Source organism: Arenibacter sp. S6351L, assembly GCF_023016025.1.
Classification (GTDB): Bacteria; Bacteroidota; Bacteroidia; order Flavobacteriales; family Flavobacteriaceae; genus Arenibacter; species Arenibacter algicola_B.
In genome coordinates this window covers 46,946-72,834 of record NZ_JALKBB010000014.1, presented here as the reverse complement: position 1 = coordinate 72,834, position 25,889 = coordinate 46,946, and the positions used below count along the sequence as shown (strand labels likewise).

Genomic DNA, 25,889 nt, shown 5'->3' with positions numbered 1-25,889 from the left:
AATTTAATTTTTCAAATATAAGAAAAGAATTTCGAGGCAGTCTTAAATTTATTGTCCATCTGTGAACTAATTAAGTTACCAGTAAAAGCAAGGATATTCTTTAAAGAAGTGGGGCAATTACAAGTTCAACAAAAAAAGAAAAAGTCTTGAACAGTTTTTTTTCCCTGTGCCAACAAATGGTCTTTTATAAATTCCTGGGCTTCTTTGTTGGCAACGGTAATTATGATCTGGGCTTTTTGAAGTTTATTTATTTCCAAATAGTGATCCATCCTTTTACCATAAATATCCAATCCAATTTTGTTGGAGTTATTGCAAACCCATGTAAACGCTATGTTTTTTTTTAGAAGTTTTTTGGCCAAAGTTTTTCCTTTGTTGCCTGCACCCCAGAGTACTAAGGGGCTTTTGTTATCATGGTCTAGTTGTAAAAAATAATGAAGTTTAATGTCCAAGAAATAATTTTGGGCATAGTGTTCACTAGTTCTGGAAGTCCTATGGCCATAATCGCGCCAATAGTGAAGAAGTTCATTGGTTGGTACACATTTCAGACCCTGCTCATAAAAACGGAATGCTAGGTCGTAATCTTCCGGATAACGATTTGAAGAAAATGACCCTGCCTTTTCCAGATCGTTCCTATGTACCATCCAACAAGGGGAGGGTATTACACATTCCTTATATATTTCTGAATAATTTAATCCCTTTTCCGTTAAGCGGTTCAACCATTTTTCATAACTCTTGTAACCATCCCCAACCCCATCTTTGGAAAAGTATTTCACCTTACCTAGGGCTAGGTGGCCCTGCCCATGGGCTTTAAGGGAATTGACCATGATTTCCAACTTGTTTGGGGACATAATGTCATCAGAATCCATTCTGGTTATATAAGTGCCCTTGGAATGGGAATATGCTGTTCTAAGGGCCTCAATTATTCCCTTGCCTTCATTTTTCAATACTTTGATCCTGGTTTCCTTTTGCGCATACGAATGCATGATATCCAAGCTATTGTCAGTAGAATGGTCATTTACAGCCAAAATTTCCCAGTCGTCATATGTTTGGTCAATGATGGATTGCATGCAATCCGGTAGAAATTCCGCGGTATTCTTAAAAGGAATAAGGATGCTGGTACTACTTTTGTTCATTTGCCAAAATTAGAAATATATTTTGCTATGAGGGCATCCTTCGCTGCTCAATGGAAGTTGTAATTAGAGGTCTTCCCGGTATTTCAATTAATCAATAAAACTTCTGCCGGATGTATTTAAGTATAGTTTTTGTTGTTTTGAAATGAGAAATGAAACAATTGGATAGAGAGTCATCCCACGTTTAATTGGGATGTAAGGCCTTATTTATTGCTGCTTCCACCAAGGGCTCCATTACGGCATAACCCGCTGGGGTAGGATGAACCTCATCGTCCGCATATTTTTTGGGAAGTCCGTTTCTATCATCGGCCATAGCGGTAAAATAGTCCAAATAAATATGACCATTTGCTTCTGTATATTCTTTTAATAGTTTGTTCAATGCAGGTATTTTTTCATTGGGATTTAATCCAGGTCTCCAAGGGTAGTCATAGGCAGGGAGCACGGATGAAATAATAACTTTAATTCCGTTGGCCTTTGCCAGTTCTGCCATGGACTTTATATTGTCCAATATCATTTTGGGGGTGGAAGGGCCTGTGTTACCCGCAATATCATTGGTTCCAGCCAAAATAACCACTACTTTGGGATTTAAATCGATTACGTCCTGTCTAAAACGCAATAACATTTGTGGGGTAGTCTGCCCACTAATACCTCTGTTGATGTAAGGTCTCCCCTCAAAAAATTCTGGTCTTTTGTTCAGCCAACCTATGGTAATGGAATTGCCCATAAATACCACACGATTTTCATTGGCAAGAGGTGGGCCTATTTTTTTATTGTTTTCTGAAAAGCGTTCTAGATTTGCCCAATCTTGGGAAAAACTAGAATTCATGGTAAAGATGGTCAGTACAAACAAGGCAATGGATAATTTCATGGTTTTCATATTGGTAAAAGTGGTTATAAAATAATAATACTAGGGCTAGTTTTGAATTTTCATTGATTTTTTTTCATTTGATAGCAATCGAGCTTTTCTCAAATTTATTTTTTGTCGGATATCTGTTGGATAGTCAGTATGATCCTCCGCTTCAAAGATCCTAATGTTCTGGGAATCATCTGGTTTTATCAGGTCATCCTGTCTGCAATTTAGTATAACAGCTGCCGTTTGGACCCCGGAATAACTGGCACCGGCCACTCCATGGGATTGAATACTTGCCCCGCACATATACAAATTTTCAATTTCGCTCTTAGCCCTAAACGCAAAGGGACCTATCTGCCCAAAACTCTTTTCTGTACCATATACGCTGCCATTGGTACTTTTCAAATAGTACTTGTTGGTGATTGGTGTACCCAATTCTTTATGAACAATATGGTCGCTAATACCGGGTAGGGCACGTTCCAAAGTGTTTATCATTTTATGGGTCAATATTTCCTTGAATTCCAAATATTCCTTTGACCGTTGTTTATCTTCTTCGTTAAATTTGGAGAACGAATCGGGATTAATATAAGTAATAACTTCCAGGGAGTGGTGTTTTCCATCGAAACTTGTGGGGTCTTTTAGCGTTGTACAGCTTATGAACAAACCTGGAAACACGTCGCCACTAGTAATATCAACTGCGGTCATCTCCTCGTAAATGCTGTCCATATCCCTGTTATCCATCATCCATATATTTCCCGAATCCATTCCTAATTTTCGAACGTCTATATCAACGCTTAGAAAAAGCATTAGGGAACTACAGGAATACTTTGTCTTTTTAAGTTTTTTACGAAGTTTTGTGCTTAGGTTTTGTTCTTTTACCAAGTTTAGATAGGTTGTTCCAGGGTCAGCATTGGAAATGATTCTTGACGCAAATATTTTCTCCCCACTTTCCAATTCCACCCCAATGGCTTTTTTCCTTTTATCCCCTTCCAAAAGAATGCTTTTTACTGCTGTGCTTGTGCGGATGGTTCCACCATTTTTTTGCAGTGCCCTGGTCATGGCTTTTACAATGGCAGCACCGCCACCCATGGGGTAGTATCCCCCGCTAAAATAATGGTCCATAACAGCGCAGTGCAAAGGGAAACTGGCCCGCGAAGGAGCCAATCCGTGGTCTCCCCATTGTATATTTAGGACTTTTTGCAGCAGGGGGTCCTTGATATGCCAGTTGATAACACGCTTCAAGCTGAAAAGCGCATACTTACCCATATGCTTGGTTCTAAAAGGGATAGTGATATTGTCCCAAAAACCGTTTATCTTGGGAATCAGTTGTATTTGTCGGGAAACATTCCTGACCAACTTCAAATAATTATAGATACGCTTTTTTTCCATAGGGAACCTTTGCCCTAGCGAGGTGTTCAAATCATTAAAATTACCGGGCAGGTCAATTCTTTCCTCTCCAATAAAGCAGTGTTCATATCCCTTAGGGTTCATTCTAAAGAAAACCAGATCATTGGCTATCCCCAATCCTTCATAAAGGGTTCTTGTAGATTCTCCTTCCCCGAGCAGGCCAATATAATGTACTCCTGGAGAAAAACGGTGGCCATTTAAATAGAAGCTATGGCACCAGCCACCTGGAACATCGTGTTGTTCCAATACCAATACCCGCTGGCCTGCTTTTGATAGACAAATGGCGGCAGACAATCCGCCGGCCCCAGAGCCGATAATAATCGTATCTATGTCGTTGTATATTTTATTTTTGATGTCCATTGTATAGGTGTTGCATATGCCAAGCTATAAGTAGTGACCAATTTTATTTTATTTCCTCGTTTTCTTTTTGGAAAAATTGTTGGTCCTCCAATTTTAATTCCAAATCGCTTATAACCATATTCTTGGTGGGTCTAAGTTTAAAAAGATAAAGAATTAAAAGTAAGGAAATAACCAGATAAAAAATATGGTTGTTCAACCTATAAGCAATAGTACTCAATATTGCTGCACCCTCTATAAATGCAAATCTTACCACAGATGCCTGTAGGTATAGTACCAATTTACCTTTTAAAGAGTTAAGTTTTGTTAAGTCCTTTAATTGTTTACCGAACACATAGTTGCTTATAAAATAGCTCAACATGGCAATGGTTGGGACAAGATATACAAAAACATTATTGTCTTTTGTGAAATCTATCAAAAAACCTTCCCCCGTTGCATAGATGAAAATGGTAAACAACAAAACTCCAATAAGCAATGCAGCATGTATGAATATAAGGGTATTGAGGTATTCCTTGGGGCTTTGGGTCTTGGATTTGGTCATATGGCATTTTAAAGTACAGTGGTGCTTGGCAATGCCATAACTAATTGAAACTTGTGTTAACCACACATTTGTTCCTAAAGGTATAAGCCTTTCCGTTTAAAAGCAAGGAAGATAAGCCAAAAATAATAGTATATATAAAAGGTCCCAAATTTTTAGTCCAGAAGAATCTAAAGAATATGCCTGTGATAAACAATCTCAATGGAAATTCAATTGGCGTTTATTTTTGTTTATTTTTACGTATGAGGAATTAATGAGGCAAATGTTAATTTCAATATCTAAACCAATAGGACGTGGCCAATAGGGACTTTCAAATACTTCTTGCAGACGATGATGAAGACGATTGCATGTTTTTTAAGGAAGCTTTGGACGAGCTTTCATTGTGTGCAACATTGAAAACTGTTAACAATGGGGTAGAGCTTATGGATTTTCTTGAAAATAATTTGCCCAATCTGCCACAAGTGCTCTTTCTGGATCTGAACATGCCTCGAAAGTCTGGAACAGAGTGTTTATCGGAAATAAAACAAAGTGAAAAATTTAGACATTTGCCTGTAATAATTTATTCCACTTCTTCCAATATTGATGTCATGGACCAATTATACGGCAAAGGGGCGCAATACTACATTCGCAAACCAGCCGATTTTTCTACACTCAAATCTGTAATTGGTAGGACCATTGATTTGATCAAACAAAACGAAGTATTACAAGCCTCTAGAGAAGAATTTGTGATACAACCTTAAAGTAAATGAAATTGAATTCTACCCATAAAGCAAATAATCTCTCGTTCCTTGAGAATAGTGGCCACATGGGCGAGCTTATTAGGGAGATGGACTGGAATAACAGCTCTCTGGGCCCTATCAGTAATTGGCCTGTAAGTTTGCGTACCACCCTAGCCATAATTTTGCACTCATCCTATCCCATGTTTCTTTTTTGGGGTGATGAGCTTATCTGCTTTTATAATGATGCGTACAGACCAAGTTTAGGGATAGAAGGAAAACATCCGGCTATTGGAAAAAAGGGCAAGGACGTTTGGCCGGAGATATGGGAGTTTATTGGCCCTTTGATCAGTAAAGTGGTCACTACTGCCAAACCTATTTCATATAGTGACCAATTGGTGCCATTTCACCGAAATGGGAGCATGGAGGACATATATTGGACATTCTGCTATAGTGCCGCTTTTGATGATGATGGCAAGGTAAATGGCGTAGTTGTTACCTGCACAGAGACTACCGAAACCGTAATTACCAAAAAGGAATTACAAGAAAGTGAACGTAGGCTTCGCACAATGATTGCTCAAGCCCCTGTATCGATAGCTATATTTCAAGGTAAGGACCATGTTACGGAATTGGTCAATTCACTTGCACTGCAAATGTGGGGGAGAAGGGAGGATGAAGTATTGGGACAACCAATTTTGGAAGCAATGCCAGAACTTAGGTCACAAGGTATTAAAGAGTTGTTGGACGAGGTCTATAGTACTGGCAATTCTTTTTCTACTTCGGAGTTTCCTGTGGAAATCATGAGAAAGGGGAATTTGAATATGGCTTATCTAAACTTCAGCTTCGAACCACTTTTAGATACTACCGGGAAAATTGAAGGAATAATGGCTTTGGGTATTGAAGTTACGGATCAAGTAATTACCCGCAAGAAAATAGAAGAAAGTGAAAAAAAATTCAGATTACTGGCAGACTCGCTTCCCCAGTTAGTTTGGACTGCAGATCCAAAAGGGAATTTGAATTATTTTAATCAATCAGTTTTTGAATTTTCTGGATTGCCGCAGGATCAATTAATTAATAAAGGATGGTTACAGATGGTGCATCCGGCCGATAGGAAAAGAAATTTTAAAACTTGGGAAGAAGCCATTACAACCGGTAAGGATTTTTTATTGGAGCATCGCTTTCAAAGACATGATGGTGAATACCGTTGGCAGTTGAGCCGTGCAAAGCCACAACGTAATGATGGCGGAATTATACAAATGTGGGTAGGAAGTAGTACGGATATTCAGGAACAGAAAATTTTCCTTAATAAATTGGAAAAACAAGTTCAGGAACGCACTGCCGAGCTGGTAGAATTAAACGAGTCGCTTAAAAAAAGCGAACAGCGCTATCACCTAATGGTGGAGGAAGTACAGGACTACGCCATACTTTATTTGAACCCCGAGGGAATTGTGGAGAACTGGAATACAGGAGCAGAAAAAATTAAGGGCTATAAGGCCCAAGAGATAATAGGTAAGAATTTTTCCAATTTTTACACGGAGGAAGATAGAAAAAGTGGACTTCCCAAAAGGTTATTGGGTCTGGCTGCCAGAAACGGCAAGGCATTACAGGAAGGATGGCGCGTAAGAAAGGACAATACTTTATTTTGGGCAAGCGTGGTAATTACAGCAGTGCATAATGAAAAAAATGAGGTTATAGGATATTCAAAAGTAACCCATGACCTTACAGCCAAGAAAGAATCAGATGATGCACTTAAGGAAAAGCAAGCTGAGCTGGAACAAAAGAACATTGAGCTGCAGAAAATGAACAAGGAACTCCAATCCTTTGCATACATATCAAGCCATGATTTACAGGAGCCATTAAGAAAAATTCAAACGTTTGCTTCCAGAATAATTGAAAAGGATCACGATACACTTTCAGAAAATGGAAAATATCTATTTAAAAGGATGCAATTTTCCGCAGAAAGGATGCAGACGCTGATCGACGATTTGTTGGCCTATTCCCGAACACATAATATGGAGGGCGATTTTGAGAAAACCAATCTTAATCTTATCATAGAGGAAGTGAAACAAGACCTTAGTGAAGAACTTCTTCAGAAAAATGCCATTATCGAAACAGATAAAACTTGCATGGTCAATATAATTCCATTTCAATTTAAACAGCTCTTCTATAACTTGCTAAGTAATTCTTTAAAGTTTGCAAAACCAGAAAAACCTGTCCACGTAACTATAAAAAACGAGTACGTTCCCGGAAATTTATTGGAAGGCGTAAATTTTCATGACGATACTAAATATTGCCATATCACATTTGCGGACAACGGTATAGGCTTTGAACAAGAATACAGTGAAAAGATCTTTGAACTATTTCAGCGCCTTTATGGGAGGACAGAATATCCAGGAACAGGAATAGGACTCGCTATAATAAAGCGTATTGTAGAGAATCATCACGGTGTTATTACGGCACAGGGTGAATTGGGCAAGGGTGCTACTTTTAACATATATCTTCCCGTAGAGGACTAAAAGATGATAATTGTGCCTTTTGTATGCTGTACCTAAAAGGCAAAAATGTGATTAATATATCCGTTCGCTTTATTGGAATAAGGTCGCAGTCCACCAAATTTGATATAGGCGATAGGATTAAAAAAGTAAAAACTTATGTATAATTGCTGTAATTCTAGACAATAACCATAAAACTTAAATCGTCATTGGTTTTTGAGGTTGTATTTTGAATAGGTTTCAGAGATTTATATAAGACGGTTTTTAATTGATTGTACGAGTTGGGTTTCTTAATGTAAAGATTGGCCCCACTCTCTTTCAGTTGTTCTACTTCATTTTCATTATAGGATGTGGAATAAATGATTATTTGTATTTCTGATAATTCAGGTATGTTACGGATATCCGTTAGGCATTCAAATCCGTCCATAAGGGGCATTCGAAGGTCTAAAAAAATGGTGTCTGGCTTGGGGTGGTCAGAGTACAATTCCGCCATTAGATCAACGCCGTTTTCAAATTGTTTTACCGAAGTTTCAATAGGTAATTCGGACAAAGCGTCCATAAAAAGTTCTCGATCATCTTGGTCATCGTCTGCTAGAAAAATGTTAATAGGATTCATAACTGTATATTTTAATTGATTAACTGCCGGCTAAGAATATTTATTATAAACTGATTTATGAACTTAAATCCTGATTATCACCATATAGTTTGTCACCATTTCAACCTGGCTTACAAGTTTTTCATTTTAGCATTCTCAATCTTTGGAAGGCTCTAAAATGTCTTATAAGCTGTTTAATTGCCACATAATCATAAATTTAAGGAAATTTTAATTATTGGATGTGTCAAATGAATTGAATATTAACTCGAAAAATATTTGAGTCAATCAGGATAAATACAATGGATTCGGAGAATAGGCCGATTATATAGGTACGGCAACCTTACTCCTCTGTTGGTATATGAAACGGAAAGGAAGTTGTTGGGTTGGTTATCAGCACATTTGAAATACAGGTGGAAAGTATTAATGGGAGATAAACGGCGGTCCTAAAATAAAAGAACCGCTCTGTAAAGAGCGGTTCTTTGTTTCGCTTCATTTAGAAGCATGAGCTTGAGTTAGCTACTCTTTACTAAAAACAATATTTGTTTTCAGCCTTAAGTTTTTCGGCAATTGTATTACGCAGTTCAACTACATTGGGTTGGTTTGTATATTTTGTAAACCGTTTTAGGCCCATAAGCATCATACGTTGCTCATCACCCTCAGCCATTGAAACTATAGCCTCTTTACCATTTTTTATAACAGTGTCCACAGCATTGTACAAGTACAATTTGGACATGGCGATTTGTTCTTTTTGAGTTCCTTCCCCGAATCGTTTTGCATTTTTTTCAGTTCTTAGGATGGCAGATTCTGCCAAATAAATTTCTATTAAAATATTGGATGCGGCCAACAGTAACATTTGATGTTCATCTAGGGCGGGTCCATATTTTTGGACCGCAGATCCTGCCACCATTAAGAATACTTTCTTAAGCTTTGCAACCATTTCTTTTTCTTCGGACAACAATTCTGAATAGTCCGGAGTGTCAAAAGAGGGGATGCCCATTAGTTCATTCCCTACGGCCGTAGCCGGGCCCAACAGGTCTACATGACCTTTCATGGCTTTCTTGACCAACAGGCCAACGGACAACATTCTGTTGATTTCATTGGTGCCTTCATATATCCTGGCTATGCGTGCATCTCTCCAGGCGGCTTCCATAGGGGTTTCCTCTGAAAAGCCCATACCACCAAAAATTTGAATACCTTCGTCCGAGCAGTTCTGCACGTCTTCGGATACAGCAACTTTTAATATGGAACATTCTATGGCATATTCCTCCACACCTTTAAGCTCCGCTTCTTGATGGCTATTACCAGCCGCCATTCGCATGGCAATACGATCTTCAATATTTTTAGCAGCTCTGTATGAGGCAGCTTCCCCAGCATACAAACTGGTGGCCATTTCTGCCAACTTTGATTTTATTGCCCCGAAATCTACTATAGCTGTTTTAAACTGCTTACGTTCCGTAGCGTACTTTAAGGCATTGGTTGTAATTCGCCTTTGTGAATCCAAACATGCGGCCGCTAACTTAATACGTCCAATGTTTAATGCATTCATGGCAATTTTAAAACCATTTCCCCTCTCGGAAAGCATATTTTCAACGGGAACTACCGTATCGCTAAAGAATACCTGTCTGGTAGAGGAGGCGCGAATTCCTAATTTGTGTTCTTCCTCCCCTAAAGTAATACCATTACTAGGATCATTTTCAACTATAAATCCGGTGATATTTTTGTCATTTTCTATACGTGCAAAAACAATAAACAATTTGCAGAACCCGGCATTGGAAATCCACATTTTTTGGCCATTGATTTTATAGCTCTTGCCGTCAGCCGAAAGGGTAGCAGTGGTTTTACCAGAATTGGCATCACTACCTGCGCCTGGTTCCGTTAAACAATAAGCGCCGAACCATTCACCAGTGGCCAATTTGGGGACATATTTTTGCTTTTGGGCTTCAGTACCGTATAACGTAATGGGCATGGTCCCAATACCGGTATGTGCACCAAATGCTGTACTAAAAGAACCACTTCCGCTAGAAATATATTCGCAAACGATCATGGTAGAAATAAAGCCCATTCCCAATCCGCCATACGCTTCAGGAACGGCAACACCTAAAAAGCCCATTTCTCCCGCCTTGGTCATTACTTCCTGTGTTAGGGCATAATCCTTGGCTTCGAATCGATCTCTATTGGCCACAATCTCCCGATCGTTGAACTCAATAACGGAGTCGCGCATCATTTTTTGCTCCTCGGAAAAATCCTCAGGCGTAAAAATATCCTCACAATTGGTTTCCTTCACAAGGAATTGTCCACCCCTCAATATTTCTTTAGTTGTTGTTTCTGTACTCATTGTTCGTGTTATTAAGTTTTATTATATGTATTGAAGGGTATATTGAAATAGTAATCCCTTCATATATATGTCCTGTATTTTTAATTTAAAAATTCATAAATCCCAGCTGCACCCTGACCAGTACCTACGCACATGGTCACCATGCCATATTTACCTTTCATATCTCTCTTTCTCATCTCATCAAAAAGTTGAACGGACAACTTGGCTCCGGTACAGCCCAATGGGTGGCCAAGAGCAATTGCACCCCCATTTACATTGACTATATCATTGTTTAATCCAAGTTCCCGGATTACAGCCAACGACTGTGAGGCGAAAGCTTCGTTCAATTCGATCAATTCAATATCGTTCTGTTTAAGACCAGCTTGTTTTAGCGCCTTTGGAATTGCTTTTACAGGGCCAATTCCCATGATTCTTGGTTCAACTCCGGCAGCGGCATAGTTGACCAATCTGGCAATAGGTTCCAATTTTAACTCTTTTACCATATCCTCGCTCATGACCAATACAAAAGCAGCTCCGTCGCTCATCTGTGAGGAATTCCCAGCAGTAACACTTCCCCCTGCAGCAAAAACAGGTCGAAGTCCTGCCAAGGCTTCCTTGCTGGTTCCTTTTCGTGGTCCCTCATCTTTGGTTACCGTGTATTTTTTAGTAGCTTTCTTTCCATTATCATCAACGTAGATCTGTTCCACTTCAATGGGTACGATCTGACTTTGAAAACGATCCTCTGCCTGCGCCTTAAGCGCTTTCATATGTGAATTATAGGCAAACTCGTCCTGGTCCTCACGGGATACATTGAATTGTTTGGCCACCGCTTCCGCAGTATTTCCCATACCCCAGTAATAATCTTCGTGTCCTGCCTTTGCCAAGTCGTAGTTGAGTTCTGTTTTATATCCGGTCATGGGAACCGCACTCATGCTTTCTGCACCACCAGCAATGATACAGTCGGCCATACCTGCTTGGATTTTTGCGGTGGCAATACCGATAGTTTCTATTCCAGAGGAGCAAAATCTATTTACAGTAACCCCTGGTACATCAACAATATTAAGCCCCATTAAGGATATTAATCGAGCCATGTTAAGACCTTGGGAACCTTCGGGCATTGCATTTCCAACAATAACGTCATCAATGCGTTTTTTATCCAATTGCGGCAACTCATTCATCATATACGCTATGGTTTCGGCAGCCAACTCATCCGTTCTTTTAAAACGGAAAACACCTTTTGGAGCTTTTCCTACTGCAGTCCTATATGCTTTTACTATAAAGGCTTGTTTGTTCATATTTCTATTTTTGTTTTGATAATGAGAGTTTAGACTGCTAGATACTAGAGTCTAGGCTTTGATTGCCTAGATTATCTGTAAAGGAGGCAATCATTTTTTGAATTTGTAAAATTTTATTTTCAAGTTCTTCGAACTTTTCTTTGTCTAAATAATTTTCATTATGAGAAACAATTAATTGAGTTTCCCATTCAAAAGCTGACCCCAGACTATTCTCTAAATATTTTATAAAATGCCTATTTGTACTTTTACTTGAACATTCAGATATATTTGATGGAATGGAGACTGCACATCTGTTCATTTGACTGATTAAATTAAACCTTTCAAAATCTGGATATGTTTTTGTCAGTTTATAGTTTTCACTTACAAGATTCATTCCCTCTTGCCATATTTTCAATTTCTTAAAATTATGTCGTCCCATTTGGTCTAGTCTCTAGGGTCTAGTCGTCTATTACCTTAATTCCGCAACGGTTTCCCTGTCTTTAACATATGTTGTATGCGTTCCAAGGTTTTTCGTTCCGTACATAGGGATAGGAAAGCTTCCCGTTCCAGATCCAAAAGATATTGCTCTGTAACCATAGTTGGCTCCGACAAGTCTCCCCCGGCCATTACATAGGCTAATTTGTTGGCAATCTTATGGTCGTGTTCACTTATATAATTGCTGTCTTCCATGGCATCCGTTCCTACCAAAAACATTCCAAGGGCTTGTTTTCCAAGCACCTTAACGTCTTTTCTCTTGGGAGGTTGGGTGTAGCCCTGTTCTGCCATAAGTTTGGCGTAGGCTTTTGCCGTTGCAATTTGTCGGTCTTTGTTTACGACGACTATATCTTTCCCTTTTTCAAGTACTCCCATATCAAAGGCCTCGTAAGCAGATGTTGAAACTTTTGCCATTCCAATGGTGAGGAAATACTCTTGAAGTACATTGAGCTCTACATCATTTTTTTTAAAGGTATCCGACGCTCTTAAGGCCATTTCCTTGGAACCGCCACCTCCTGGTATAACCCCAACTCCGAATTCTACCAGTCCCATGTAGGTTTCAGCTGCGGCAACAACCTTATCGGCATGTAAAGACAACTCGCAACCTCCGCCCAAGGTCAACCCGTGTGGGGCCGAAACTGTAGGAATGGCCGAATAACGCATGCGCATCATGGTATCCTGAAACATCTTTATGGCTATATTAAGCTCATCGTATTCCTGTTCTACGGCCATCATAAATATCATTCCAATATTGGCGCCAACAGAGAAGTTAGGGGCTTGGTTGCCCACCACCAGACTTTGAAAGTCTTTTTCGGCCAAATCGATGGCCTTGTTCAGTCCGGCCAAAACATCGCCACCAATGGTGTTCATTTTGGACTGGAATTCCACATTCAAAATGCCATCGCCCAAATCTTCAATAACAACACCGGAGTTTTTCCATACCTCATTGGATTTTCTAATATTGTCCAAAATGATAAAGGAATCCTGACCTGGTATTTTCTCCATCGACTTTTTAGGGATGTCGTAATAATAAGTAGCCCCGTCTTTAATAGTATAGAACGACTTATTTCCAGAGGATATCATTTCCGTAACCCAGGCTGCCGGTTGAAAGCCTTCGGCCTTCATTATTTCAATTCCTTTTTCAACACCTATGGCATCCCAAATTTGAAAGGGACCATGTCCCCAGGCAAAACCTGCTTTCATGGCGTCATCTATCTTATATAATTCTCCTGTTATTTCGGGAATCCTATTGGACGCATATTCAAATAATGAAGAAAAACTTTTTCTGTAAAAGGCTCCTGCTTTGTCCTTTCCGGTTACCAAGACCTTAAATCGGTCGATTACATTTTCTATAGATTTGGTGAGTTCAAGAGTGGCAAAACTAGCCTTTTTGCTGGGTCGGTATTCCATGGTGTTAAGGTCTAGGGCCAATATCTCCCGACCTTCCTTTTTGTAAAAACCTTGCCCTGTTTTACTTCCGAACCATTTGTTTTCCATCATTTTTCCGATAAAATCCGGAAGTGTAAATTGCTCCCGTCTTTCATCATCCTTACAGTTTTCGGCAATACCATTGGCTACATGCACTAAAGTGTCCAAGCCAACAACGTCTACTGTGCGGAAGGTGGCCGATTTTGGCCTGCCTATTACCGGTCCTGAAAGTTTGTCTATTTCCTCAACGGTAAGGTCCATTTCCTTTACAGCATGGAACAAACTCATAATGCTAAAGGTCCCTATTCTATTCCCTATAAAAGCTGGAGTGTCTTTGGCTATCACTGAGGTCTTGCCTAAAAACTGCTCCCCATAGCCATTTAAGAAGTCCAATACTTCGGTAGAAGTTTTTGGTCCAGGAATTATTTCAAAAAGTTTTAAGTATCTGGCCGGATTAAAAAAATGGGTTCCGCAGAAATGTTTTTGAAAATCTTCACTTCTTCCCTCACTCATAAATTTTATGGGTATGCCCGAGGTGTTGGAAGTAATTAAAGTGCCTGGTTTTCTATGCTTGTCCAGTTTTTCAAATACTATTTTTTTGATGTCCAGACGTTCTACTACCACTTCAATGATCCAATCTACCTGTCCAACTTTGGAAATGTCGTCCTCAAGATTCCCCGTGGAGATTCTTTGGGCAAAATTTTGGTGATAAATAGGGGAGGGCTTGGATTTTAATGCAGCGGCCAAGGAATCGTTTACCAATCTATTTCTAACAACCTTATCCTCTAGGGTAAGGCCATTTGCTTTTTCTTTATCATTAAGTTCACGTGGTATAATATCCAAAAGCAATACTTCCACTCCTATATTGGCAAAATGGCAGGCTATGCCGCTTCCCATAATACCTGAACCAATAACTGCTACTTTTTTAATGTGTTTGTTCATCAATAAAAAGGTGTTAACTAGTTTTTTAACTTTTTTAATAAATTTTCTTTTCCGCAATTAATTTGTTGATGACCTCCGTTACCTCAAAAAAGGTATTTAATTTCTCCGAGGGTACATGCGCCTTCACCACATCGTTAAAACGAAGTACAACATCTTTTGAATCCTTCCTCTTTTCCAGACCAAAAGCAGTGAGGTGTATTAGTACACCCCTACCATCATTGGGGTTGGGCCTACGTTCTATAAGTCCCTTTTCCTCCATACTTTTCAATATTCGCGATAGACTCGTGGCTTCCATACCCATTTTTGGGCCAAGGGCTGTCGAAGGAGTGCCGGTTTTGGGGTCTATACTCAGTAATGTAAAACCTACGGCCATTGTACTATTGAATTTCCGCGCCTCCTCATTATACATCTTTGTTACCGCTTGCCAAGTTGCTCGGAGCGCGTAATCTATCGTTATGTCTTGCATGTTGTTTTGTTGGTTCTTCCAAAGATATAAAAATATATTATGCATGCATAATATATTTTAAAAAAAATAAGAGGCCTATAAAATAAAACAGCTTCTTGTTACAGAAGCTGTTTTAAATTTAGTATTGGATAATCCACTAATGCTCGTAAATGTCATTGTATAGGTCCAAATATTTTTCCTTGACAATTTTTCGTTTTAATTTCATGGTAGGCGTAAGGTGCCCTTCCTCTATACTCCAAACATCTGGCGTTAGTCTAAATTGTTTTACTTTTTCCCATTTGGCAAAACTTTCATTGGCAGCATCCACTTCTTCTTGGAACCTTGCAATTACTTTTTCATTCAGGACCATTTTTTTATTGTCGCTAACCTCCATATCGTGCATTTTTGCCCAATCGCGTAGAAATTCAAAATCTGGTTGTATCAAGGCCGCTGGCATTTTTTCACCTTCACCTATAACCATTATTTGCTCTATAAATCTGGATTGCTTAAACCTGTTCTCCAATAATTGGGGAGCAACATATTTACCTCCGGATGTTTTGAACATCTCTTTCTTTCTATCTGTGATCTTGAGAAATCCATCGGCATCAATTTCACCTATATCCCCGGTATGAAAATATCCATCCTTTATGACCTCAGCTGTTTTTTCAGCATCCTTGTAATAACCTAACATTACTTGTGGCCCTTTAACGCATATTTCACCGTCTTCTGCAATTTTCACCTCTGTATTAGCCAATAATTTTCCAACGGTCCCTATTTTAAATCCGCCATCCCTCATATCGTTCACGGAAACTACAGGGGAGGTTTCCGTAAGGCCATAACCCTCCATGACCCCAAATTCAGCAGCATTGAAAATACGTGCCAACCTAGGTTGTAATGCAGCGCTACCTGAAGATATTAAGGAAAGATTACCTCCAAGGCCCTCCTTCCACTTGCTGAAAATTAATTTTCTGGCAAGTGCCAATTTTTGTTCGTACCACCAACCGTTTTGGCCGTATGGTTCATATTTTAATCCGACCTCAACGGCCCAGAAGAATAATTTTCTTTTAATACCGGTAAGTGCCGTTCCCTTGGCGATGATTTTATCGTATACTTTTTCCAATAATCGTGGAACCGCAGTCATTACATGGGGAGCGCACTCCTTTAGATTTTCGCTTATTTTGTCCATAGACTCGGCAAAATAAATGGTGACCCCAGCGTATTGATACAGATAAACCATCATTCTTTCGTAGATATGGCAGACGGGCAAAAAGCTTAAACATGTGGTATTGCCATAATCTATCGGCAAGCGCTTAGAACTTTCTATGGCATTGCACACCACATTGTTGTGGGTGAGCATCACTCCTTTTGGTCGGCCAGTGGTCCCTGAGGTATAAATCAAGGTGGCCAAATCATCTGGCTTAACCTTATCTTTGAGTTTTTCAACCTCATTTTGGTTGGAGGTATCCGCACCCAATTCCAAGATTTCGCTCCAATTTTTGCAGTTATCAAGTACATCAAAAGAGTATACATCCTTTAAATGTGGTGTATTCGCTTTTACGGCATTAACCTTGTTATAAACTTCCGTACAGGAAACAAAAACATATTTGGCTTCTGAATGGTTTAGCACATATTCGTAATCTTCTTCCGATATAGTAGGGTAGATAGGCACATTTTGGGCGCCTAACTGTAGTATTCCAATATCCATTATATTCCATTCCGTTCTGTTGGTCATGGAAATAAGGGCAATTTTATCATTGGGTTTTACCCCTAATCGCAACAAAGCCCTGCTGATAGCATTTGCCTTGTCTATATATTCTTGGGTAGATGTTGATACCCATTCTCCATTATACTTTGTAACCAGTGATTTTTTTAAATTGAATTTCTCTAATTGATAGTAAGGAAAATCAAAAAGGCGGGTGATTTCTTGCATATTTAATTTGCTGTTCGTAATCGCAAATTAAGAAAAGGGAACGGTATTTTAAAATCACATTCGTATAAAAAATGTAAAAAAATTATGGAGTCTTCATTTTATCTCCTATAATTTGTATCTCTTTGGCTTTGTTTATATGGACTGGGGAGTTGTAATCGGGATATTTTAAATTAGTGTTTTTCATCCTTAAGAGTCTTGAATTAGACCTGATTTTTGATCATTTTGGAATAAGATTTCAAGAATATTGGTAAAGATTTGCCCTTATTAGTGTATCCCCAAGTAGAATTAATTCTGAGGCATAATAATGTTGTTTGTATTAATTCCGAGGTTACTTAGCTAAGATTTATAGCTGGGAAGCTACAAAATGATTAAGTTCAATCTTTAATGCATCATATTGCTAAATAAACGGTTCAACATTTTTTTTGATGATATCTGAAGCGTATATGTGACTTTTATGTAATTATTATTAATAAATAAACTAAACCAATGAAAAAGCTTTTTGTAACGGCAGTAGTTATTTTTACCATGATTTCCTGCGCCGAAAAATCCAAAATTCCTGTATATGCGTGGACCGGTGGTCCAGGGGAGGCCACAGATCAAGAATTAATGGCAACCTTTAAGAATTATAAGGAAAAGGGGATAGATGGGCTAATGTACAACGGTGGACATGATCCGGAAACCTATAAGCGGGTAGGTAAATTGGTAAAGGATGCAGGAATGGAATTCCATACGTGGGTACCTACCATGGTACAAGGTGATAATCCTAAATTACCCAAGGAACTATATGCAATAAATAGAAATGGAGATTCAGCTTTTGATAAACCAGCCTACGTTTCATATTATAAATTTCTGTGCCCCAATAAAGAGGGTTCGTTTAACTTTTTGTCGGAATTATATGGAAATATTGCCGCGGTAGAAGAAGTAGATGGGATACATTTGGACTATATCCGTTTTCCGGATGTAATATTGGCGGAAGGCCTTTGGGATAAATATGGACTTGTGATGAACGAGGAGTATCCTGTGGCCGATTACTGCTATTGTGACAAATGTGTAGGCGATTTTAAAGAGAAATCCGGAATAGATATAAAGGAGGTTGAAGATCCATCACAAGTGCAGGAATGGAAGCAATTTAGGTATGATTTAATAACCAGTATCGTAAATCGTTTGGCCAAGGTAGTCCATGAAAAGGGTAAAAAGATAAATGCTGCGGTTTTTCCGGGTCCTAGCAACGCAATGAAAATGGTTAGACAGGAATGGAACAAATGGGACTTGGATGCCTTTTATCCTATGAATTATAACGATTTTTATTTGAAGAGTCCGGAATGGGTTGGGGAAATAACCAAGGAGGAAGTGGCATCCGTTAATGGTGAAAAGCCTATTTTCAGTGGACTTTTTATATGTCCAAACCCGGAGAACAAAACAAAGGAAAATGACCCTGAAAATCACGGGTTATTGCCATCTGAAATTGAGACGGCAATTAGAACTTCAATGGAAAACGGTGCTGCTGGAATCTGTCTTTTTACACCAGAAAGAATGAAACCCGAACATTGGGAAGCTTTCGATAAGGCAATTCATGCGGATTATTCCAAAAAATAAAGAGATGTAAGATCATCGCTTAGCGGTGTAACGGATGTCTTATTAATAGTAGATCCCTTGCAAGGTAGTTAAGGTCAAAATTGCAAAAAAGGCAATTTTATCCAACTTCTTTCCAAGGGATTTTTGTTTGTGGAATTACAGATGTAGTTTAAATCCTTCATGGGTAGCTTTGAACCCGATGCCTTCATAAAATCGAATAGCATTGGGCCGTAATTTGTTGGAGGTTAGCTGTATCAAATGAACTCCTTTCTCTTTTGCCCTCACTATAATCCATTGAAACATTCGTTTGCCAATTCCCTTACCCGTTTGATCTTCCCTTACATGGACATTTTCTACAAGGCAACGGATGCCGCCTACATAGGTTAGGTATTGGAGAAAACTCAATTGAAAAGAAGCCACAACTTCGCCTTCGGAATTCTCCATAACAATCAGTTCTTGGTTATTGTCCCTATCAATTCTTTCAAACGCGCTATAATACTCTTTGGGAAGCGGGTCCTCATACCTCTCCCGCAATTGGCCTAAGGCATCATTGGCGATCATTTCTATTATTGCCGGCAGGTCTTCCTTGGTAGCTCTTCTAAAGGTCATGACTGTCCATTATGCACTTCCAACCATTTTCTGGCATTTACAAATGCCTCCAACCATGGTGAAACCTCATCTTTTCTGCCTGCAGGATAATGTGCCCAGTTCCACTGGAAAATGGAACGCTCTATATGGGGCATTGTCACTAGATGTCGGCCAGAGGTGTCACATAACATTGCGGTATTGAAATCACTGCCATTAGGGTTTGCCGGATAACCTTCGTAACCATAATTGGCTACTATATTGTAATTATCCTTGGTAAGCGGTAATTTAAATTTTCCTTCACCATGGGATATCCAAACCCCCAAATTGGCTCCTTCCAAACTTGAAAGCATAATGGAATTGTTCTTTTGAACTGTCACGGAAGTAAATCCGCTTTCGTGTTTATGGGAATCATTAAAGGTCATTTTACCGTGTTCGGAGTGCTCTGGATTAATCAATTCCAATTCCATAAATAGTTGACAACCGTTACAAATACCAATGGAAAGGGTATCGGGTCTGGCAAAGAAATTCTTTAATGCTGTATTGGCCTTTTCGTTGTATTTAAAGGCTCCTGCCCAACCTTTGGCACTTCCCAGTACATCTGAGTTTGAGAACCCGCCTACTGCACCTATAAATTGGATATCTTCCAAGGTTTCCCTTCCGGATATTAGGTCGGTCATATGAACGTCCTTAACATCAAAACCGGCCAAGTACATGGCATTGGCCATTTCGCGTTCCGAGTTACTGCCTTTTTCACGCAGGATGGCTGCTTTTGGACGTGCATTGGCCTTAGCTGGCAACTTACCATTAAAATGGGCTGGAAAGGAGTAGGTTAGTGGCTGATTTTTGTAATTGGTATAGCGGTCTTTGGCCAAGTTGTTGGCGGTTTGCCTACGGTCCAATAAATAGGACGTTTTGAACCAGGTATCACGCAACGAATTAATATTTAGTCCCATTTCCATACCCTGATTTTTTATGGTCAGGGTAGCTGTTGTGTTTACCGATCCAATTTTGAAATACTCAATTCCTGCATTGGCCAATACCTTTTCTACCGTGTTGTCCTTAGCTTGAAAAACGATTCCCGCATTTTCTGAAAACAATAATTTAATGGTATCGGATTCACCTATGGCAGTCAAATCCAATGTGGCGCCCAAATCCAGGTCGGCAAAGCAAAGTTCCAAAAGTGTGGTAATCAATCCGCCCGAAGCTACATCGTGTCCGGCAAGAATTTGTCCGTTTAGTATTAAACCTTGTAGCGTATTGAATACGTTCTTAAAATTATCGGTATTATTTATAGTAGGCGCTTCGTCACCAATGGTATTCAAAATTTGGGCAAAGGAGGATCCGCCTAATTTATAAGAGTCCTGGGATAAATTGATGTAATATATATCCCCACCATTTTTTTGTAACACGGGTTCTATTACCTTGGTAATATCGGTACAGTTTCCAGCAGCGGAAATGATAACAGTTCCCGGGGCTATAACTTCTGCGTCCTTGTAGCGCTGTTTCATGGACAGGGAGTCTTTACCGGTAGGGACGTTTATTCCCAATGCAATGGCAAAATCCGAAATGGCCTGCACAGCCTCATAAAGTCTTGCGTCTTCCCCTGGATTTTTGCAGGGCCACATCCAGTTGGCGGAAAGTGAAACTGAGTCCAAACCGTCTTTTAAAGGCGCCCAAACAATATTGGTCAATGCTTCTGCTATACTGTTTTTACTTCCAGCTGAGGGGTCTATTAAACCAGAAATAGGGGAGTGGCCTATAGAAGTAGCTATTCCCTCCTTTCCTTTGTAATCCAACGCCATTACACCACAATTGTTCAAGGGTAACTGCAAAGGACCTGCACATTGTTGTTTGGCCACCTTGCCACCTACACAACGGTCTACCTTGTTAGTAAGCCAGTCTTTGGAGGCAACAGCTTCCAATTGCAGTACTTGATCCAAATAATCGTGGAAGTGTTCCAAGGAATAGGACGGGGCCGTATATTTTCTTGTTATTGTGGAATCGTTCATTACAGTTTTGGGAGAGCTCCCAAACATATCCGATAGTTCCAAGTCCATTGGACTTTCTCCCGTTGTGGCCGATTTGAAGGTAAAACGCTTGTCTCCTGTAACATCACCAACCTCATACATGGGCGAACGTTCCCGATCCGCGATTCGGTGCAACATATCAACATCCTTTTTCCCGATTACCAGTCCCATTCTCTCTTGGGATTCGTTCCCGATAGTTTCTTTTGCCGATAGGGTAGGATCTCCGATGGGGAGTTTGTCCATATCTATTTTTCCTCCCGTCTCCTCGACCAGTTCAGAGAGACAATTTAAGTGTCCGCCTGCACCGTGATCGTGTATGGAAACAATAGGGTTATGGTCGCTCTCTACCATTCCTCTTATGGCATTCGCAGCCCTTTTTTGCATCTCGGGATTGGAACGCTGGATGGCGTTGAGTTCTATAGTAGCCCCAAATTCTCCCGTATCTGCACTGGATACTGCCGCACCACCCATCCCAATGCGATAGTTGTCGCCTCCTAGGATTACAATTTTATCACCTGTTTTAGGGATGTCTTTTAAAGCCTGTTCCGCCTTGCCATAACCAATACCCCCGGCCTGCATAATTACTTTGTCATACCCTAATTTTCTGTCCAGTCCTGTTGCTGATGGTTCAGTGGCCTCATCATGTTCAAAAGTAAGTACGGATCCAGCAATTAAAGGTTGACCAAATTTATTTCCAAAATCGGAAGCACCATTGGATGCTTTTATTAAAATATCCATTGGGGTCTGGTACAACCAATTCCTTTCTGGCATTCCTTTTTCCCAAGGTCTGTTTTCTTCCAAGCGGGAATAGGCGGTCATATAAACCGCAGTTCCTGCCAAAGGCAAAGAACCTTTGCCTCCTGCCAAACGGTCCCTAATTTCACCTCCAGCCCCTGTGGCAGCCCCATTAAAAGGTTCTACAGTGGTTGGGAAGTTATGGGTTTCAGCCTTTAGGGAAATAACCGATTCAAAAGGTTTTTCTTGGTAGAAATCTGGCTTGTCAGCACTTATGGGGGCAAATTGCACCACCTTGGGGCCTTTTAGAAAGGCCACGTTATCTTTATAAGCGGAGACTATATCCCCAGGATGTTCCTGCGATGTTTTTTTGATAAGCTTAAAAAGTGATGACGGCTTTTCTACTCCGTCTATAACAAAGGTCCCATTAAAAATTTTATGCCTACAATGTTCAGAATTCACTTGACTAAAGCCAAACACCTCGGAATCTGTGAGTTTACGGCCAATTTTTTCGGAGACTTGCTCTAGATAGGCAACTTCTTCCTCACTAAGAGCCAATCCTTCCTGTTCATTATATTGGGCAATATCTACTATTTCCAGAATAGGGGCGGGCATTACATCAACCTTAAAAATATCTTGCGAAAGGCCACTATATTTTTGGGAAAGCATAGGGTCGAACCCTTTTTCATCTTGGTCTACTGCAGTAAACTCCTCAATTCTAATAATACCCGAGATCCCCATATTTTGGGTTATCTCTGTAGCATTAGTGCTCCATGGGGTAATCATGGCTGCCCTGGGGCCAACAAAAAAGGCGTCCAATGACGCCGCGGTTAACTTAGGTTGGTTGCCAAACAACCACGTAAGTTTTACGCTATCTTCCTGGGTCAGGTCGTTTTTGGTTTGTACCGCAAATATCTTAGTGCTAAGGTCTCCGAAGAAATGAATCATCTAATATGTAAATTGTAAGGTTGAGAAAGGTGCAAATTTACGGTTTTAATGTGTAATTTTTCATTAGAATAGTTAACAGTTTTGGACAACAATTGTTAATTTCTGTATGAGGTCTATTTTAGAACGTAGCCTCCTCTGGTATTTATTTTGGTTCTATATGAATCAATACATGCCCAATATTGGGAATATCCCTGCGGAGCCTGTCCTTGAGCTTATGGGACAGGTCATGCCCTTCTTTTACACTAATACTGCCGTTTACTTGGGCATGAAGGTCGATATGATATTTTGTACCTGCCTTTCGGATAAAACATTTTTCAGTTCCCAATATACCATCGACGGTTGAGGAAACTTCACGAATTTCATCTATGAGGTCATCATATAAATGTTCATCCATTATTTCCCCAAGGGCAGGTCTAAAGATCAGATATCCATTATAGAAAATAAAAAATGAGGCCGCCAAGGCAGCCCAATCATCGGCCGTTTCATAACCTTTGCCAAGGATCAAGGCAATGGATATTCCTATGAATGCCATAATGGAGGTGATGGCATCGCTTCTATGATGCCATGCATCTGCCTTAAGGGAAGAACTGTTGGTTTGGATGCTTTTTTTTAAGACCACCCTATATGAAATTTCCTTCCACAAAATAATGACCCCAAGGACCAATAGTGTCCAGGATTTGGGCGATTTGTGAGGGGTTATAATGTTCATAATGCTTTCATAGGCTATAATCGTAGCCGAGGTAATTAAAAACCCTACTACCAAAAAAGTAATTAAGGGTTCAATCTTGCCATGACCGTAGGGGTGATTTTCGTCTGCCGGTCTTTTTGCATATTTAAGTCCAAATAGTACCAAGAGGGAGGAAAAAACATCGGTTGTGGATTCAATGGCATCGGCTATTAAAGCGTAGGAATTGCCAAAAAAACCTGCCAGACCTTTAATTACTGCCAAAACAATATTTCCAGCTATACTGAAATAAGTGGTCCTTATGGCCGACTGCTCGTTGTTCATTCTTTTCTTAAAATCGATAAAAAATTAAAGGTATGAAACTTATGATTGCTTTTAGGGATGGGAAAGGAGAATAGTAGATTCCAGTTTTTTTAGCGCCCATATTTCTCGAATAACTTCATTTTTTTACTAGGGGCCTCTATTAGAAGAGTAAATTGTATCTTAGGAAGGTAATACCAATAAACACTAAATATATAAATACCATGGCTAAGGAATATGTAGATATCGCAACATTAAAATTTTTGTTATATCAGGTACACGAGGTAGAGAATTTGCTATCTGCAGAACGGTTTCAAGATTATGACAAGGATTCCTTGGATATGTTTTTAAATGCTATCAAGGAATTTTCCGACCGTGAATTATTTCCCTATTTCAAAGAGATGGATGAAACGCCGGCCATGTATAAAAATGGAACCATTATGGTGCATAAGCAGGTTGATGTAATGATGAAGAAGGGTGGGGAAATGGGAATCATTTCCGGTCCTTTTGATTATGGGGACGGAGGAATGCAGTTGCCATTTATAATCCATACTGCTTCGGCCTATATTCAGGAGGCCGCCAACAATCATTTGCCGGGGTATGCTGGATTGACCCAAGGGGCTGCGGAGCTGATTGTTCATTTTGCCAATGAAGATCTCAAAAAAACCTATGTTCCAAAAATGTTATCCGGTGCATGGGGAGGTACCATGTGCCTTACAGAACCCCAGGCAGGTAGTTCCTTATCGGATATAACTACCAAGGCAACCCCTACACAGGAAGGACATTATAAGATATCCGGACAAAAAATATTTATATCGGGTGGCGATCATCAATATGCTGAAAATGTAGTCCATCTATTGTTGGCCAGAATAGAAGGTGCCCCGTCTGGAACCAAGGGCATATCCTTATTTGTGGTGCCTAAGCTTAGGATGGATAAGGGTGGAAGTTTAACAAATAACGATGTGATGACCGTGGCCGATTTTCAGAAAATGGGTCAACGGGGATATGCTACGACCCATCTAGGATTTGGTGACAAGGACGATTGCCGAGGCTGGCTGGTAGGTGAGGCACATAAGGGACTTAAATATATGTTCTTAATGATGAACAGCGCTAGGATAAGTGTAGGGCGTGGGGGTGCCGCCATAAGTATGGCGGCCTACCAAGCCTCATTGGAGTATGCCAATGAGCGACCCCAGGGACGAAAGCTTTCAAGTGACGGAAAAAAAGATCCCGATGAAAAACCCTGCCTAATAATTGAGCATCCAGATGTAAGGCGCATGCTTTTGTTACAAAAAGCGATTGCAGAGGGTTCATTAAGTTTGGTGCTATTGGCTGCCAAGTATTATGATATTATACAATCCACCAAAAATCCTGAAACCAAGGAAAAGTATGGTCTATTATTGGAAATGATCATTCCTATTGTAAAGACCTATCCCACAGAGGCGGGTACTATATCTGTGAGCAATGGTATGCAGGTGTTGGGCGGATATGGATTCTGTTCCGATTTTATTCTTCAGCAATACTACCGAGATATTAGGATATTTAGTATATACGAGGGTACCACGGGTATACAATCCCAAGATTTATTGGGGCGTAAGGTCCCTATGGAGCATGGCAAAGCTTTGGAATTATTGTTAACTGAAGTATTGCATACCATAACCGCAGCAATGGAGTTTGATGACTTGCGTTCTTCGGCCAAGATATTGGGCGATAAGATTAAGTTGACAAGGAAAGTTTTGGATTTTTTAATGCCTTTTGCCAAAAAGGGGAACTACGAACGCTATTTGTCCGATGCCAATTTGTTTATGGAATTTTTAAGTCATGTCGTGATAGGCTGGTTATGGCTCGATATTGCGTTACATGCACAACGAAATATACAGGATGGGGAGCAAACTCGTTCCAAGGCATTCTACGACAGTAAAATCCATACCATGAAATTCTATTTCAAGTATGAGTTGACAAAGACTAGCAGTTTGGCAGAATCGTTGATGCATCCGGATGTGCTGACCATAAAATCCAAGAAAGAGGTCTTTTAAAAACTAATTTTTTGCGAAGTGAAGTAGGGTAAATTTAAGTTTGATTGTTTTATATACAAACAGGGTTAAAAATCACGGTTTA

The 25,889-nt window shown here is 39.8% G+C and carries 18 protein-coding genes; 4 read left to right on the top strand and 14 right to left on the bottom strand.

Annotation, left to right across the window (positions count from 1 at the left end):
* Nucleotides 1-125: 125 nt before the first annotated feature.
* From MWU82_RS12865 to MWU82_RS12850, 4 genes are all read right to left on the bottom strand, one after another.
* Nucleotides 126-1,133: a glycosyltransferase family 2 protein gene (locus tag MWU82_RS12865; protein WP_247096670.1), complete on the bottom strand. Its 1,008-nt coding sequence runs from the start codon at nt 1,131-1,133 to the stop codon at nt 126-128.
* A 181-nt stretch (nt 1,134-1,314) separates the two neighbouring features.
* Nucleotides 1,315-1,998: an SGNH/GDSL hydrolase family protein gene (locus tag MWU82_RS12860; protein ID WP_247096669.1), complete on the bottom strand. Its 684-nt coding sequence runs from the start codon at nt 1,996-1,998 to the stop codon at nt 1,315-1,317.
* Nucleotides 1,999-2,043: 45 nt separating this feature from the next.
* Nucleotides 2,044-3,747, bottom strand: coding sequence for an NAD(P)/FAD-dependent oxidoreductase (locus MWU82_RS12855; RefSeq protein ID WP_247096668.1), 1,704 nt, complete (start codon nt 3,745-3,747; stop codon nt 2,044-2,046).
* A gap of 43 nt (nt 3,748-3,790) precedes the next feature.
* Nucleotides 3,791-4,285 carry a hypothetical protein gene (locus MWU82_RS12850; protein ID WP_247096666.1) on the bottom strand — a complete coding sequence of 165 codons (495 nt, stop codon included), beginning with the start codon at nt 4,283-4,285 and terminating at the stop codon, nt 3,791-3,793.
* A 290-nt stretch (nt 4,286-4,575) separates the two neighbouring features.
* Here MWU82_RS12850 and MWU82_RS12845 point away from each other — a divergent pair, with 290 nt between their 5' ends.
* Both MWU82_RS12845 and MWU82_RS12840 read left to right on the top strand, forming a co-directional pair.
* Nucleotides 4,576-5,022, top strand: a complete 447-nt coding sequence (locus MWU82_RS12845; RefSeq protein WP_215948038.1) for a response regulator — start codon at nt 4,576-4,578, stop codon at nt 5,020-5,022.
* 5 nt (nt 5,023-5,027) lie between these two features.
* The gene (locus MWU82_RS12840; RefSeq protein ID WP_247096665.1) at nt 5,028-7,514 is read left to right on the top strand and encodes a PAS domain S-box protein; all 2,487 of its coding nucleotides are present in this window, start codon (nt 5,028-5,030) and stop codon (nt 7,512-7,514) included.
* A gap of 154 nt (nt 7,515-7,668) precedes the next feature.
* Here MWU82_RS12840 and MWU82_RS12835 read toward each other — a convergent pair whose 3' ends face one another.
* The 7 genes from MWU82_RS12835 to MWU82_RS12805 all read right to left on the bottom strand — a co-directional run bounded on the left by MWU82_RS12835 (nt 7,669) and on the right by MWU82_RS12805 (nt 16,913).
* Nucleotides 7,669-8,106, bottom strand: coding sequence for a response regulator (locus MWU82_RS12835; RefSeq protein WP_215948040.1), 438 nt, complete (start codon nt 8,104-8,106; stop codon nt 7,669-7,671).
* Nucleotides 8,107-8,611: 505 nt separating this feature from the next.
* Entirely contained in the window at nt 8,612-10,420 is a 1,809-nt protein-coding gene (locus tag MWU82_RS12830) for an acyl-CoA dehydrogenase family protein (protein WP_215948041.1), read from the bottom strand.
* 80 nt (nt 10,421-10,500) lie between these two features.
* Nucleotides 10,501-11,694, bottom strand: coding sequence for an acetyl-CoA C-acyltransferase (locus tag MWU82_RS12825; protein WP_215948042.1), 1,194 nt, complete (start codon nt 11,692-11,694; stop codon nt 10,501-10,503).
* A 37-nt stretch (nt 11,695-11,731) separates the two neighbouring features.
* On the bottom strand, nt 11,732-12,112 hold the full coding sequence (locus tag MWU82_RS12820) for a four helix bundle protein (protein WP_247096663.1): 381 nt from the start codon (nt 12,110-12,112) through the stop codon (nt 11,732-11,734).
* Nucleotides 12,113-12,147: 35 nt separating this feature from the next.
* Nucleotides 12,148-14,538, bottom strand: coding sequence for a 3-hydroxyacyl-CoA dehydrogenase/enoyl-CoA hydratase family protein (locus tag MWU82_RS12815; RefSeq protein ID WP_247096661.1), 2,391 nt, complete (start codon nt 14,536-14,538; stop codon nt 12,148-12,150).
* A gap of 34 nt (nt 14,539-14,572) precedes the next feature.
* A complete protein-coding gene (locus MWU82_RS12810; protein ID WP_215948559.1) occupies nt 14,573-15,004 on the bottom strand; it encodes a MarR family transcriptional regulator in 432 nt (143 codons plus the stop codon).
* Between the two features lie 136 nt (nt 15,005-15,140).
* Nucleotides 15,141-16,913 (bottom strand): AMP-dependent synthetase/ligase, encoded by a 1,773-nt coding sequence (locus tag MWU82_RS12805; protein WP_215948045.1) that lies wholly within the window; start codon nt 16,911-16,913, stop codon nt 15,141-15,143.
* Nucleotides 16,914-17,399: 486 nt separating this feature from the next.
* Here MWU82_RS12805 and MWU82_RS12800 point away from each other — a divergent pair, with 486 nt between their 5' ends.
* A complete protein-coding gene (locus tag MWU82_RS12800; RefSeq protein WP_215948046.1) occupies nt 17,400-18,509 on the top strand; it encodes a hypothetical protein in 1,110 nt (369 codons plus the stop codon).
* Between the two features lie 135 nt (nt 18,510-18,644).
* On the opposite strand, the gene MWU82_RS12795 is transcribed toward MWU82_RS12800, so the two are convergent.
* The 3 genes from MWU82_RS12795 to MWU82_RS12785 form a co-directional block, all read right to left on the bottom strand.
* Entirely contained in the window at nt 18,645-19,097 is a 453-nt protein-coding gene (locus MWU82_RS12795) for a GNAT family N-acetyltransferase (protein WP_247096659.1), read from the bottom strand.
* Nucleotides 19,094-22,786, bottom strand: a complete 3,693-nt coding sequence (purL, locus tag MWU82_RS12790) for a phosphoribosylformylglycinamidine synthase (RefSeq protein ID WP_247096657.1) — start codon at nt 22,784-22,786, stop codon at nt 19,094-19,096. The genes MWU82_RS12795 and purL overlap by 4 nt, the downstream gene beginning before the upstream one ends.
* Before the next feature lie 142 nt (nt 22,787-22,928).
* Complete coding sequence (locus MWU82_RS12785) at nt 22,929-23,795, bottom strand: cation diffusion facilitator family transporter (RefSeq protein ID WP_247096656.1); 867 nt, start codon at nt 23,793-23,795, stop codon at nt 22,929-22,931.
* A gap of 200 nt (nt 23,796-23,995) precedes the next feature.
* Between MWU82_RS12785 and MWU82_RS12780 the strand changes: the two genes are divergently transcribed.
* Nucleotides 23,996-25,807: an acyl-CoA dehydrogenase gene (locus MWU82_RS12780; protein ID WP_247096655.1), complete on the top strand. Its 1,812-nt coding sequence runs from the start codon at nt 23,996-23,998 to the stop codon at nt 25,805-25,807.
* Nucleotides 25,808-25,889: the final 82 nt, after the last annotated feature.

Excerpts from the sequence above, each read along its gene's own strand:
- MWU82_RS12785 (WP_247096656.1), bottom strand. The coding sequence starts at position 23,795 with ATGAACAACGAGCAGTCGGCCATAAGGACCACTTATTTCAGTATAGCT.
- MWU82_RS12780 (WP_247096655.1), top strand. The coding sequence starts at position 23,996 with ATGGCTAAGGAATATGTAGATATCGCAACATTAAAATTTTTGTTATAT.
- MWU82_RS12850 (WP_247096666.1), bottom strand. The coding sequence starts at position 4,285 with ATGACCAAATCCAAGACCCAAAGCCCCAAGGAATACCTCAATACCCTT.
- MWU82_RS12800 (WP_215948046.1), top strand. The coding sequence starts at position 17,400 with ATGAAAAAGCTTTTTGTAACGGCAGTAGTTATTTTTACCATGATTTCC.
- MWU82_RS12840 (WP_247096665.1), top strand. The coding sequence starts at position 5,028 with ATGAAATTGAATTCTACCCATAAAGCAAATAATCTCTCGTTCCTTGAG.
- MWU82_RS12820 (WP_247096663.1), bottom strand. The coding sequence starts at position 12,112 with ATGGGACGACATAATTTTAAGAAATTGAAAATATGGCAAGAGGGAATG.
- MWU82_RS12830 (WP_215948041.1), bottom strand. The coding sequence starts at position 10,420 with ATGAGTACAGAAACAACAACTAAAGAAATATTGAGGGGTGGACAATTC.
- MWU82_RS12860 (WP_247096669.1), bottom strand. The coding sequence starts at position 1,998 with ATGAAATTATCCATTGCCTTGTTTGTACTGACCATCTTTACCATGAAT.
- MWU82_RS12810 (WP_215948559.1), bottom strand. The coding sequence starts at position 15,004 with ATGCAAGACATAACGATAGATTACGCGCTCCGAGCAACTTGGCAAGCG.
- MWU82_RS12865 (WP_247096670.1), bottom strand. The coding sequence starts at position 1,133 with ATGAACAAAAGTAGTACCAGCATCCTTATTCCTTTTAAGAATACCGCG.
- MWU82_RS12825 (WP_215948042.1), bottom strand. The coding sequence starts at position 11,694 with ATGAACAAACAAGCCTTTATAGTAAAAGCATATAGGACTGCAGTAGGA.
- MWU82_RS12855 (WP_247096668.1), bottom strand. The coding sequence starts at position 3,747 with ATGGACATCAAAAATAAAATATACAACGACATAGATACGATTATTATC.
- MWU82_RS12815 (WP_247096661.1), bottom strand. The coding sequence starts at position 14,538 with ATGAACAAACACATTAAAAAAGTAGCAGTTATTGGTTCAGGTATTATG.
- MWU82_RS12795 (WP_247096659.1), bottom strand. The coding sequence starts at position 19,097 with ATGACCTTTAGAAGAGCTACCAAGGAAGACCTGCCGGCAATAATAGAA.
- purL (WP_247096657.1), bottom strand. The coding sequence starts at position 22,786 with ATGATTCATTTCTTCGGAGACCTTAGCACTAAGATATTTGCGGTACAA.
- MWU82_RS12805 (WP_215948045.1), bottom strand. The coding sequence starts at position 16,913 with ATGCAAGAAATCACCCGCCTTTTTGATTTTCCTTACTATCAATTAGAG.
- MWU82_RS12835 (WP_215948040.1), bottom strand. The coding sequence starts at position 8,106 with ATGAATCCTATTAACATTTTTCTAGCAGACGATGACCAAGATGATCGA.